Below are 12,918 nucleotides of genomic sequence, written 5' to 3'. Positions count from 1 at the left end.
CTTCCGCCGGCTTCCAATAGGCCGGATACGTGAAGTTGTAGTCGAGCACGTTCTGCGGCACGGGCGGAATGACGCTCGGACCGCCCAGCTTCTGCGTGAGCAGCCCCGACACGCATAGTGCGATGTCGCGCACCACCTCGGCATCGGCGCGGAACCGCGGCCCACGCGCCAGCCAGACGTTGCGCGGATCGCGCTCGACCAGCTCCGCCGACGCCGCCGAACTTTGACGATAAACGGCACTGGTCACGATCGTACGGATCAGACGCTTCTGGCTCCAACCGTTCCGCATGAAATCGACGGCCAACCAATCGAGCAGCTCACGATACTCCGGCACGGGTGCGCGCGTTCCGAAATCCTCGGACGTTTCCACCAGCCCCATGCCGAAGATCGCTTGCCAAACGCGGTTGACGGCCACGCGCGCCGTGAGCGGCGAACGCACATCCGTGAGCCAACGCGCGAAGCCGAGCCGATTGCGCGGCAGATCGTCGGCGAAGGAATGAAAGGCCGCCGGCGTGTGAGGCTCGACGGCACGCAACGGCTGGTCCCAGTTTCCGCGGTCCAGAAGATAGGTCTTGCGGCGCCGGTCGGGTTCTTGCTCGGCCATGTGCAGGATCGATGTGGCGGCCTGCGGGAACTTGCTCCACAGAGCGTCGATCTCGTCGTTGATCGGCTTGGCTTCGGTCAGGCCGCTGCGCCAGGCCGCGAAGACGGCGATGTTCTCTTCAATGGTTCGCGAGGCGGCAGGAGTCGCCAGGGCCAGCATGGCGGCGTGGCTGACCGCCGGCGCGGAGGGAGCCGCCTGCCGCGTGATGCTGAACCGGCAGCAGCCCAGCATGTCGTTCTGCCGCCAGGCGAGCTTCAACTGCGTGCCGGCCGGGAATTGCAGCGGCTGCTCGAACTGCACCACCGCCACCGACGGCTGGTTTCGCCGGCCGACGCCCCGGTCGGCGGCCCAGGTGGTTTCATCTTTGCCGTCGATCAAAAAAGCGACCGGCCCGCTCGCCTTCTTGACATCGGCCTGCTTCTGTTCGGGCTGCGAAAAGTCGGCGGTAGCGTTGACCAGCTTCAGCTTTTGCCAATCTTTGTCGTCGGTCTTCTTGACGAACGCTTCCAACTCGTTCATTCCCCAGGTGCCCAGCCGGCTGCGGCCCGGTCCGCTGTGCGGCAGGTCGTGATGCGTGAGCGCCTCCAGACGCAATCCGGTCACTCCGTCGAGCGCCGGCGCGGCGATCATGAACACATCGGCGCTGGGGTGGCCGATCATCAACAGCGACTGGTCGGCGTCCTGCGTGGGATGGTTCAGGCCGCTAATCGATCCCAGTTCCGTGGCGATCAGCCGCTCCCAGGCCGGCTCTTTTTCGAGCAGCGATTTCTCCCATGCCGCCAGATCCTGTTGCCATTGCGGCCGCTCTGCCCGCAACCGCTCCTCGGCCTCGTGAATGCCGCGGTGAATGTCAGCGATCTGCCGCTCTTGCTCCGGCGTGTAGACCCACGACTGGGCTTCGTACGACGTGTTCAGGAAGGCGAACATGCCGTAATACTCTTCCTGCGTCAGCGGGTCGAACTTGTGCGAATGGCACTGGGCGCACTGCGTGGTGAGGCCCAGCACCGCTTTGCCCAGGCAGTCGATGCGGTCGAACATCTCCACCATGCGGAACTGCTCCGGCACGATGGCGCCTTCTTCGTTGATCATGCTGTTGCGCAGAAAGCCGGTGGCGATGACCTGCTGTTGTGTCGCGTCGGGCAACAGGTCTCCGGCCAACTGCTCGACGAGAAACCGGTCGTAAGGCATGTCCGCATTGAACGCCTCGACGACCCAATCGCGCCACTTCCATTGCTCGCGCGGCATGTCTTTTTCATAGCCGTTGGTGTCGGAGTAGCGGGCCACATCGAGCCATTGTCGGGCCCATTTCTCGCCGAACCGTTCGTTGGCCAAGAGCGCGTCGACCGTGGCTTCGAAACCTTGCCGCTCGAAGGCCGCCAACTGTTCGGGCGACGGCGGCAGGCCGATCAGGTCGAGATACAACCGCCGGCACAGCGCCGCGGGCGTGGCCGCCGGCGAGAGCGTCAGGCCGCGCTCGTTCAATCGCGACAGCACAAAGGCATCGATCGGGTGCGTTATGCCCACCTGCGGCAGCGGCGCCTGTTGCGGCGGGGTGAAGGCCCAATGCGATTCATATTTGGCGCCGTCCAGCACCCACTGCTTCAGCGTCTCGATCTCCCTGGCCGACAGCGCTTTGTTGTGGTCGGGTGGCGGCATGACCTCGTCGGCATCGGTCGAGGTGATGCGGCGGACGAGCTCGCTCTGACCCGGTTGGCCTGGCACAACCGCCGGCGTGCCCGACTCGCCGCCTTTCAGGGCGCTTTCGCGCACGTCGAGCCGCAGACCGCTTTTTCGCTCGGCGGCATCCACACCGTGGCATTGCGCGCAATGTTCGGCGAAAATCGGCTCCACGTCACGCTGAAAATCGGGCGGCGCGGCGCCGGCGTGCTGTGCGACGACGACGAGGGGCAAAGCCAGACAGAACAACCGAAGCAACATTTTGAGATTCATCGTCAGGCGGGGACCGAGGTCGACTCGGCCGGCAAGGGGCGGATTCCAAGAATTAGTCTAGCATAACCGATTGCCGCGTCGGTTTCATCACTAGTGCCACCGCGCCGTATGCATCGCCTTCCAAATGGTGAAGCGGCAGCGCCGATGAACGCGGCGACCTCATCATCCGGCCAGTCGGCCATGAGGCGGAAGGCGGAGCCAATTAGGTACTCGCGAATGCACTGCAGCGCCAGCCAGCGGCGGCACGGGCGTCCAGTTCGTCGCGGCTCCAATCGCCGCCCGGCAAGCCCATGCGGACATCGCCCTCGGCGTTCGGCGGCGGGAAGTCAACATTGCGGGCAGCGAGAATCATGGCTGTACCTCAATGGTTTGGGTAAGAGGTCGGCCCCGCCGAGTGTCGACCAGGCCGCGCGGCCGGAATGAGGTCGGCGTCTCCGATGCGCAGACCTGCGCAGCGGGGCGCTTTCGGCCGCGCGCACGCGGCGGCTTGGCAGCGCCGTTTGGCCATACGCGGTGCGTGCGCAGACGTGCGCACACACGTTTGCAGCGGCGAGATGGCCGAAACTCGTGAACTTCTCTCTCCGGGGGCGCTAGGCGCAGAGCCGGAGAGCGGAGAGCGCTGCGCACCTTTTGCGCGGAGCGGAACCGCGCCGGCAATCGGCCGATCGAAAGGTCTTGCAGCGTTGTCCATCGCTGTTCTCCGCGTCGCGGGCCGCCTCTCTGGTCCGGAGGAACAAATCGACGTTAAAGATCGTGAGCGTTTCCGCCTCTCAACAACCGTGGCCGTGAGCATGGCAATCGATGCCGTGCTCTGTCAACCATCCCGTTCGACCAAAACGACTGTCGGCGTGCGCGACGCGCCGGGGCGAGCGCCGGCCCACCATCGTCAGGCGTCAGGCATCAGGCATCAGGTTGTTTGTCCTGACGCCTGACGCCTGAAACCTGACGCCTCAAATCGGTGGGCCGGCGCTCGCAAGCTCGCTGGTCCCACCCTACCTCGCGGCCAGCGCCCGCTCGTAGGTCCGCTGGCCGTCGGAGCGGACGTTGTCGAGCGCGATCTGATAGAGCTGCTGGCCGCGCGGCGTCGGGTATTCGCCGGTGATGCAGGCCTGACAAAGCTGATCGGTGTTCAGGCCGATGGCCCGGACAATGGATGACACGGGCAGATAGCGCAATGAATTGGCGCCCAACTGGTCGGCCATGCGGGCCTGCCCGGCCTCGGTCAGCACGCCGTTTTCGAGAAACTTGGGTGCGAACAGTTCCTGGATCGTCGACATGTCGATGCCGTAGAAGCAGGGCGCGACGATCGGCGGACAAGCCACCCGCACGTGGATTTCGCGCGCCCGGCCCAGCTCGCGAATACGGCTTAATAGCACTTTCATCGTCGTCGAGCGGACGATCGAATCTTCGACCAGAATCACCCGCTTGTCTTCCAACACTTCGCGGAGCGGAGTATATTTCGCTTCGGCTTTGCGGCGGCGATTGTTCGAGCCTTCGATGAACGTCCGCCCGGTGTAGCGGTTGCGGATCAAGCCCTCCAAAGACGGAATGCCCAGACGAAAGGCCATGGCGTCGGCGGCGGCTTTGCTGGTGTCGGGCACCGGCACCACGATCGTGTCTTCGTCGATGGGCACGGTTTCCAGCCGGGCCAGCTCTTCGCCCAAGGCTTTGCGTGAGAGATAGACGCTGCGGCCGTCCATGGTGCTGGCCACGTTGGCGAAGTAGATCCACTCGAAAAAGCAGTGCGCGTGCCGCGGGCTGTTGGCGAACCGTTCGATCGTCAGCCGCCCGTCGCTGATTGCGATGGCCTGGCCGGGCGGCAGCGACTTGATGCTTTCGGGCTGAAAACCGAGGTTCAGCAAGGCCACGCTTTCGCTGGCCGCGGCAAACAGCGGCGGCTCCCAGGCGTAACACAGCGGTTTCAGCCCCAAGGGATCGCGGGCCACCAGCAGGTCGCCCAGAGCGTTCAGATAGACCAGGCTATAGGCGCCGTCGAAGCGGCGAGCGACGTTGCGCCACATTTCGATCAGTCCCGGCCGGCGGTCGCCCGACAGCTCGCGGCTGATCTCGTGCATGATGATCTCGGTGTCGTTGTCGCGGGCCAGATGGTTGTCGCTGTCGCCCAGCAGGTCGCGGCGCAGCTCTTGGTAGTTGGCGAGCTGGCCGTTGAAAGCGAAGGCGAACCACTTGTGCTTCTGCAAATGGTGCCGCTCGAAGGGCTGGGCGTAGCTTTTGTCGTTGCCGCCGCAGGTGGCATAGCGCACGTGGCCGATGGCCGCCCGGCCGGCGAACTCCATCATCAGGCTTTCGGCCTTGGCCTCGTGGCTGAGGCGGAACACTTCGCGCACGCCGCCGATCTGCCGATAGGTGTCGATCAGCTTCTTGCGGTGCGGATTGTAAGTGGTGAAGCCGGCGGAAAGCTGGCCACGATTCTGGATGTCGAGCAACATCCGCGGCATCAACCGCGAAACTTCGTCGGGCCCCTGCTCCGGGCAAAGCGGGCTGACGCCCTCGCCGGGGAGGTGATAAATGGCCGCCACGCCGCATTCATGATGGAGCTCGCTCATCGGACCATCATTCTATGCGGTACGGGCCGGTTTAACAACCAGCACCACGGCCGACTCTCACGCGGAACCCAACGCTTCGATCAGCCGCTCGATGTCGTCATCGTTGTTGTAGGCATGCGGGCTGACGCGCAAGCGGCCGCCCCGCGCACTCAAAACGACCTGCCGCTCGCGGCACTGACGCCGCACTTCAGCCAGATTGCGGCCCGGCAGATCGAACGACACAATGCCGCTGGCGTGCTCCCGCTCGCGATACGTCGTGACCGTCGCTCCCACCGCGGGCAACCGCTCGCATATCGCGTCGGTCAATTCCAGCAATCGCTGCGAGATCGCCTCCGGCGGATAGTCGTCGAGCATTTCCAGGCTGGCGCCCAACGCCAACAGGCCGGGCATGTTATAGGTGCCGCCCTCGTAACGGCCGGCCGTCGGCTTCAGCCGCAAGTCGATTTTGCTGAAGTCGTGAGCTTGCACCACGCTGTTCCACCCCAGTCCCAGCGGCCGCAGCCGGTCGAGATGCTCCCGGCGCACGTAGAACAGCCCCGCCCCTTCAGGACCCAGCAGCCACTTGTGCCCGTCGGCCGCGAGAAAGTCGACGGCCGTTTGCCGCACGTCGAGCGGAAAGACGCCCAACCCCTGGATGGCATCGAGAAACAACAACGCGCCGCGCCGGTGGGCCAGTTCAACGAGCTGATCCACGTCGTGCCGCCAGCCGCTGGCGAAACCGATCCAGCTTACCGTTACGATCCGCGTGCGATCGTCGCAGGCGTCCGCCAGCCGGTCGAGCTGTGGACGGTCGCCGCCGGGCACGCGGCGGACCTCCACGCCTCGCGACGCCAGGTTCATCCAGGGATAAACGTTCGAGGGGAATTCATCGTCGAACATCACCACGTTGTCGCCCGGCTGCCAGGGAAAACCCTCGGCGACCAGGTTGATTCCTTCGGTGGTGTTGTGGATCAGGGCGATCTCGCCGGCGTCGGCGTGCAGCAACTCGGCGGTGCGGCGGCGAAGGTGCTCCAGCTCGGCCGCCCACTGCGGCCAGTTGACCGCCCCGTGCTCGGCAAACTCCTTGGCCCAATTGGTCAAGGCGGCCTGGGCGGGCATCGTCAGCGGCGCCACCGCAGCATGGTCGAAGTAGGCCCACCGCTCGGCACACGGCATCATTCGGCGGAACTGCGACCATAGACCGTCGGTGGGGGGCGGATCATTCATCGGTTCGGCCATCGGTTGCGTCGGGGGCATTCATTCAGGCGATCTTAGCGGCGGCGGAGCGTTCTTTATACCCGCTCACCTGTACTTTTCGCGATTCCGGCGACTATAATCATTTGCGGGGCGAAACTCGTAGGGCCCGCCACAGCAAGGCCCTTCCTGCCTGAGTGATTCTCCGTCCGTAAGTCAGGCTTTCTGGCCTGACGCTCTTTTTGGCTTGTTGAGTACCCCGTTGATGGCCCGTGTAACCGCTTTGTTGACGCTCGCCGGGATCATCGCCGGGACCGGATGCCGGCCCGAGGAGGGCATCCGGCATTACACCGTGCCCAAGCAGGCGGACATCGACCGCCTGGCGGGCGGCGACGCGAAATCGGGCGCCGCGGACGCTCTCGTCCGGCAGCGGATGCTGGCGGCCGTCGTTCTCCGCCCCTCGCAGGGCTGGTTTTTCAAGGTGATGGGACCGGAAGAGTTAATCAACGCGCAAGCCGAGGCGTTCAGCGCGTTCTTGAAATCGGTCCATTTTCACGACGACGCCACTCCGCAGTGGTCGTTGCCGGTCGCTTGGCACGAAGAACCGGGCAACCAGTTCCGCTACGCCACGCTGACGATCGACCGGGTGCCGCTGGAAGTTTCCGTGACGACGTTGCCGCGAGGCGAGGTCGATGCAAGCGAGTACGTGCTTAACAACGTCAATCGCTGGCGCGGCCAACTTGGGCTGGAAAGTTTGTCGCCCGACGAGCTGCAGCGCAAAACAACGCAGGTGGAAATCGACGGCAGTGCGGCCACGCTGGTCGATCTGGTCGGCGAAGCCAAGAACGATGCGATGATGGGAGCGCCGTTTGCCTCGCGCGGTTCCGCGCCGCTGGCGCCTCCTGGCGAAGACGATGCTCCGCCGCTGAAATATGATGTGCCGCCCGATTGGCGCGAGGAACCGGCGAGCGGGTTTCGCAAAGCCAGCTTTCGCATTGCCGACGCCGGCACAAGCGGCGACGTTTCCGTGACCGATCTCGATCTTTCGGCCGGCGAGCTTTTGCCCAACGTCAACCGCTGGCGCGGCCAGATCGGCCTGGAACCGACGACCGAACGCGAGATGGAGCAGCACGTCGAGCCGATCGACGTGGGTGGGAACCAAGGGCAGTATATGGAGATGATGGGCGACGACAAGGCGACGATCGCGGTGATCGCCAAGGCCGCCGGACGCGCCTGGTTTATCAAGCTGACGGGCGACCGAAGCCTGGTCGAACGACAACGCGACCATTTCAAGAGCTTCGTCCATTCGCTCTCGATCGGCGACACCACAGGAGCCACTGATGGCAAGTAACCCTTTTCGTTCGCCGGCCACGGCAACTGGCGGCGCGGTGCTGGATGTCGCTCCGCCCGTGGCGGAGGCGGTGGGCCTCGGCCACCCGTTGCGGCCGCTGCTGGCGCCGCTGGCTTCGCTGAAGATCACGGTCGTCAGCTTCGCCCTGGCGATCTTTTTGATTCTCGCCGGCACGCTGGCGCAGATCGACCACGACATCTGGCAGGTGATGGGCGAGTATTTCCGCACGCCGATCGCCTGGATTCCGTTTCAGATTTTTGTGCCCCGGTCGATTCCGCTTTCCGGCGGCTTTTGGTTTCCCGGCGGCTTCACGATCGGCTCGGTGATGCTCGTGAACCTGTTGGCCGCGCACGCCTTGCGTTTCAAGGTGCAAGCGCGAGGCACACGGCTGCTGGCCGGGGTGGCGCTGGTGGCCGTGGGCGTCATGATGACCTGGCTGGTGATCGTCAGCGGATCGAACAAGGAGGGGATCGAGGGTGAGCCGCTTCTGCCTTACTCGACGCTGTGGCAGATTTGCAAATGGGGCCTGGTCGGCGCGTGGTTGGCCAATGTGGCGGCCATGATCTCGACGCTTTCGGCCGGCGCGGAGGCGAAACCGGCCAAGCGATGGCTTGCCACAGGTGGCACCGTGGTTCTCGGATTGCTTTCGGGCATCGTCTTCTACCTTGGCGACGACGCCGAGCTCAGCGGCCCCTCGATGCGCATTCTCTGGCAGTTGATGAAGGGCGGTTTCGCCGGTCTGATGCTGCTGGCCGGCTGCGTGGCGCTGTTTCGCAAGCGAGCGGGCATCGTGCTGCTGCACGCCGGCATCGGCCTGATGATGATCAACGAGTTGGTCGTCTACACGCTGCACTCCGAAGGGCAGATGCAGATTCGCGAAGGCGAGACGGTCAATTACGTGCAAGATATTCGCACGCTGGAGCTGGCCGTCGTCGATTCCTCCCATCCGGAGCATGACGATGTGGTCGTCGTGCCGCAAGGTCTGCTCGGCGACAAGAAGCTGATCCAGGACGAGCGACTCCCATTCAATCTGGAGGTCGTGCAGTTTCTCCAGAACTCCAACCTGCGGCAGTTGAAAAAGGACGACAAGAACCTGTCCGATGCCGGGCAGGGGCTGAGCTTCGTCGTCGACGAGGCCCGGCCGAGCACCGGCACCGACATGAGCGGCGGCGTCGACATGTCGGCCGCCTACGTCAAGTTCGTCGACAAGCAGAGCGGCAAATCGCTCGGCACGCACCTGCTGGCGCTCTATCCGATGTTCGCCAACGAGCACGTAACTGTGGACGGCAAAACGTACAACGTGGCCTTGCGGTTCAAGCGCGACTACAAGCCCTATGCCGTGCGGCTGATGGATGTGCGGTTCGACAAGTATATCGGCACCAGCACCGCCAAGAACTACTCGTCGGACGTGGAGCTGATCGATCCCAGCCGGCATGTCGACCGCAAGGTGAAGATCTGGATGAACAATCCGCTACGGTATGCGGGCGAGACGTTTTACCAGTCGACCTTCAATGTCGATCCGATGAGCCGCAAGGAAATGACCGGCCTGCAAGTGGTGACGAACACCGGCTGGATGATTCCCTATGTCGCCTGCATGATCGTCGCCATCGGGATGTTGGCCCAGTTTGGCACCGTCTTGGTCCGGTTCCTCCAACGCCAGAACCAGTCGGAACTTGCGACGCGCAGCAACTCCTCGGCAAAGCGCCAGCAACGCAATCAGCAGCCTGCTGCCCGTGGATCGCTGGGAAAGTTCGCATCGGCGGCGTTCGCGGTCGCCGCTGCGGCATGGCTCTTGTCCGCGCCGGGCAGCGATCTGCAGATCGGGCAACTGCTGCCGTCGCCGAAAGCGGCCGACAAAATGCGGATCGATGATTTTGGCCGGCTGCCCGTGGTTTACGAAGGCCGCATCAAACCCTTCGACACGCTGGCGCGCAACAGTTTGCAAGTGCTCTCGAACCGCGACTACTTGGTCGATTTGGATGACAAGCGGCAGCCCGCCGTCAAATGGCTGCTGGATGTCATGACCGACGCGCCGGACATTAAAAAGTATCGCTTTGTGAAAATTGACAGCCCCGACGTGCAGCAAACGTTCGACCTGCCGAAGGACCGCGAGCACTTCCGTTATTCGATCGAGGAGTTGCTGCCGAAATACGACGAGTTCCAGAAGCAGGTGGAGCTGGCCTATGAAGTCGACGCGCATGCCCGCAACGGATTCCAGCAAAAGATCGTCGACCTCGATCGCCGGCTGCGGTTGTTCAGCGTATTGCGGGCGGCCTTCGAACCGCCGCCGCTGAGCCCCAAGAGCAGTCCGCAGGAGTTCTTGCAGGCGATGCAGCGGCAGAAGGAGATGATGGACAAAGTGCCGCTGCCGCTGGCGATTCCGCCCTCTCGCGATGAGGGCCAATGGCAGCCTTATCCGCTGGCATGGTCGGTGGCCTTGGCGAAGGTCCACATGATGGGTGACGAAGCCGATCAGGCGGTTGTGGATTTCAGCTCGATCCTGTCGGCCTATGGCAAAGGCGATGTCGGCGAGTTCAATCGCGCGGTCGCGAAGTATCGTTCGTTGCTGCAAACCACGCAACCGCCCGATTACGACGCGAACAAGATCGAGTATGAACAACTCTTCAACCGGCTGAACCTGTTCACGAATTGTGCGGCGTTGTACGTGCTGGCCTTTGTGCTGTCAGCGGCGGCGTGGCTGGGGTGGCGCGTGCCTCTGAACCGTGCGGCGTTTTGGCTGGTGGTGCTGACCTTGGTGCTTCACACGCGCGCCTTGGAGGGCCGCATTTACATCTCCGGCCGCCCGCCCGTGACGAACCTTTACTCGGCGGCCGTGTTCATTGGTTGGGGCGCGGTGATTCTCGGTCTGGTATTGGAGTGCTTTTTCAAGCTCGGCATCGGCAACGTGGAGGCCGCCGTGGCGGGTTTTACGAGCCTGCTGATCGCCGGCCTGCTCGGCAAAGACGGCGACACCTTCACGGTCTTGCAGGCCGTGCTCGACACGCAGTTCTGGCTGGCCACGCACGTGGTCTGCATCACGCTGGGCTACGCCACAACGTTCGTTGCCGGCTTGCTTGGCGTGATGTACGTGCTGGGCGGCGTCTTTACGCGCGCCATGTCGACCGGCACGCGGCGGGAGCTGAGCCGCATGATTTACGGCGTGCTCTGCTTCGCGATTTTCTTCAGCTTTGTGGGCACGGTGTTGGGCGGGTTGTGGGCCGACGATAGTTGGGGCCGCTTCTGGGGCTGGGATCCCAAGGAGAACGGCGCCCTGATCATCGTGCTCTGGAACGCGCTGGTGCTGCACGCCCGATGGGACGGCATGGTGAAAGACCGCGGGCTGGCGGTGCTGGCGATCGCCGGCAACATCGCGGTCGGCTGGTCGATGTTCGGCGTCAACGAATTGGGGGCCGGCCTGCACTCCTACGGCTTCACCGATGGCGTCGCCCAAGCGTTGGCGGCGTTTGTGGTCAGTCAATTGCTGGCCATCGGCATCGGATGTTTGCCGAAGGCGCTGTGGCGCAGCTATCAGCCGGAGCTGGCGTAAACAGTCCGGGAGATTATCGAGTACGAATATGGAAACGATCGTCCGCAACGTCCGCGATCTGGGCGAGACAGACCGGTCTCTCTTCGAACGAGTAATCGGCCATCCGCTGGGCGAGAACGCGCAGCTTGTCATCCAAGTGAAAAGCGCTGCGCCGCGGGCTGCTGCCACGAGTCGCAAACTGCCGGCGTGGTGCAACGTCTACGAGGGCCTATCGGAAAGCGAAATCGACGATCTCGATCAAGCCATCGTCCGTAACCATTCGGGCCGCGAATTTTCCTAAGCTATGTGCCCCAGTGAAAGGTCACGGGTATCTCGATCTCCGGGTGCAGGCTCTTGTGAACCGGGCAGGTGTGGGCGGCGTGTTCCAGCAGCTTCCGCTGCTCTTCGGTCAGTTCGCCCGGCACGTGAATCTCGACCGTCAGCCGGCCGATGCGACGGGCAGGCGAGGCGGCCATCTCTTTTGCCACGCTCGCCCGGGCTCCGTCCAGCGGAATGTTGTGCCGCTGCGCCACAATGCCCATGACCGTGAGCATGCAGGTGCCCAGCGCGGCGGCCACCAGATCGGTCGGCGAAAACAGTTCGCCCTTGCCGTGGTTGTCTTTGGGAGCGTCAGTGGCAAGCTTCGTGTTCGACGGCCCGTGGGTGGCCTCGCACCGTAGTTGGCCCGGGTAAGCAATGTCGATCTGGACCATGAACGTGATTCCTTAAAGCGCCGTGCGCATTGACGGCCAAACAGGGCGGACCTGCACCACTGCCGCCACCGTAGCTCAGGCGGTAAAAAGAGGCAAGTCGGCGCGCAAAAAAAACCGCCGAGTTTCTGCCCGACTCGGCGGCTTTGGCCGGACTGCTTACCCCGCCTGCCGTAATGCAAAAGCCTACGTCATGGCGGGAGTGTGTCAAATCCGCACGGTCGCATACAATCGGGGAAGTGCCATGTGGATGATCATTCGCACAATTCAGTGGGGCGTCAGCCTGTTTTTCGCGGTGGCCGCCGTGCGGCTGGCGACGGCGCTGGTCGGCGTGTGGCGGCCGGACGCGCCGGGCGACAAGCGGCGCGACGGTCGATGGCTCTTCGGCTGGCTGGTGCTGCTCTCCGTCGCATTGGCCTTGGTGCATTGCGAAGCCGGCTCGTTTTACGGCTTTCAAGATCCCTCGGGCGGCGACTGGTCGTTCGACGCGCATGGTTGGCCGTTGGCCGAGCCCCGCGGGCTGTTCGACCTGTCGGGCAACGGTCCGACGGTCGAAGCGATTTATTGGATGGCAATGGTCGTCGACCTGTTGTGCTCGCTGGCGCTGTTGGCCGGCACGCAGTTGGTCGTCGACCGCTGGCTGGCCGCGTGGGACGCGCCGGCGCGTTGGCCGGCGTTGCGGCGCGAAGCGGCGGGCTGGCTGGCGGCCCTGCTCGCCGTGCTGGCGTGCGAGCGTCTCGCCCTGCGGCCGTTGACGTTGCCCGGCTCCGAACTGATCGTCTACAGCACGCTCGTCTACGAGACCGCCGAAGTGCGTGCGGGCATGCTGATCGGCCTGACCTGCCTTGTGTTTCTCATCGGCCTGGCGATTGCGCGCGGCATTGGAACGGTTCGAGCGCTCTACGCCGAGGGCGTCATTTAGTGCTCTGCCAGTCGTTTCTTGATGGATCGACCGCGAAGCAGCGGCGGTGGCAGGGGCAGAGCTTGGCCAGGACCAGCCCGGTTTGAGGATACGCGCGGCGGCCAAGCGATGCCCC

9 protein-coding genes are annotated in these 12,918 nt (G+C 63.9%); 4 read left to right on the top strand and 5 right to left on the bottom strand.

Translation table 11 applies throughout. The features are described 5' to 3' along the window. The 4 genes from VNH11_29805 to VNH11_29790 form a co-directional block, all read right to left on the bottom strand. A partial coding sequence (locus VNH11_29805) for a PSD1 and planctomycete cytochrome C domain-containing protein (protein HVA50578.1) occupies positions 1 to 2,542 on the bottom strand: 2,542 nt, incomplete at its 3' end. Positions 2,543 to 2,756: 214 nt separating this feature from the next. Next, entirely contained in the window at positions 2,757 to 2,906 is a 150-nt protein-coding gene (locus tag VNH11_29800) for a hypothetical protein (GenBank protein ID HVA50577.1), read from the bottom strand. A 640-nt stretch (positions 2,907 to 3,546) separates the two neighbouring features. Then, positions 3,547 to 5,121: an amidophosphoribosyltransferase gene (locus VNH11_29795; GenBank protein HVA50576.1), complete on the bottom strand. Its 1,575-nt coding sequence runs from the start codon at positions 5,119 to 5,121 to the stop codon at positions 3,547 to 3,549. Positions 5,122 to 5,178: 57 nt separating this feature from the next. Further along, the gene (locus VNH11_29790; GenBank protein ID HVA50575.1) at positions 5,179 to 6,327 is read right to left on the bottom strand and encodes an aminotransferase class V-fold PLP-dependent enzyme; all 1,149 of its coding nucleotides are present in this window, start codon (positions 6,325 to 6,327) and stop codon (positions 5,179 to 5,181) included. A gap of 232 nt (positions 6,328 to 6,559) precedes the next feature. Between VNH11_29790 and VNH11_29785 the strand changes: the two genes are divergently transcribed. From VNH11_29785 to VNH11_29775, 3 genes are read left to right on the top strand one after another with little or no spacing between them, the layout of a single operon-like run. Then, complete coding sequence (locus VNH11_29785) at positions 6,560 to 7,645, top strand: hypothetical protein (GenBank protein HVA50574.1); 1,086 nt, start codon at positions 6,560 to 6,562, stop codon at positions 7,643 to 7,645. Continuing rightward, positions 7,635 to 11,192 (top strand): cytochrome c biogenesis protein CcsA, encoded by a 3,558-nt coding sequence (gene ccsA, locus VNH11_29780; GenBank protein HVA50573.1) that lies wholly within the window; start codon positions 7,635 to 7,637, stop codon positions 11,190 to 11,192. The genes VNH11_29785 and ccsA overlap by 11 nt, the downstream gene beginning before the upstream one ends. 28 nt (positions 11,193 to 11,220) lie before the next feature. Beyond that, positions 11,221 to 11,472, top strand: a complete 252-nt coding sequence (locus tag VNH11_29775; protein HVA50572.1) for a hypothetical protein — start codon at positions 11,221 to 11,223, stop codon at positions 11,470 to 11,472. Between the two features lies 1 nt (position 11,473). Here the strand turns inward: VNH11_29775 and VNH11_29770 are convergent, their stop codons facing one another. Further along, positions 11,474 to 11,884 (bottom strand): OsmC family protein, encoded by a 411-nt coding sequence (locus tag VNH11_29770; protein ID HVA50571.1) that lies wholly within the window; start codon positions 11,882 to 11,884, stop codon positions 11,474 to 11,476. A 247-nt stretch (positions 11,885 to 12,131) separates the two neighbouring features. Between VNH11_29770 and VNH11_29765 the strand changes: the two genes are divergently transcribed. Further along, positions 12,132 to 12,803 (top strand): hypothetical protein, encoded by a 672-nt coding sequence (locus VNH11_29765; protein HVA50570.1) that lies wholly within the window; start codon positions 12,132 to 12,134, stop codon positions 12,801 to 12,803. Positions 12,804 to 12,918 lie beyond the last annotated feature (115 nt).

The sequence above is a fragment of the Pirellulales bacterium genome, from assembly GCA_035533075.1.
Taxonomy (GTDB): domain Bacteria; phylum Planctomycetota; class Planctomycetia; order Pirellulales; family JAICIG01; genus DASSFG01.
The sequence above is the reverse complement of the archived record's forward strand: the minus strand, read 5'-3'. Positions and strand labels throughout refer to the sequence as shown.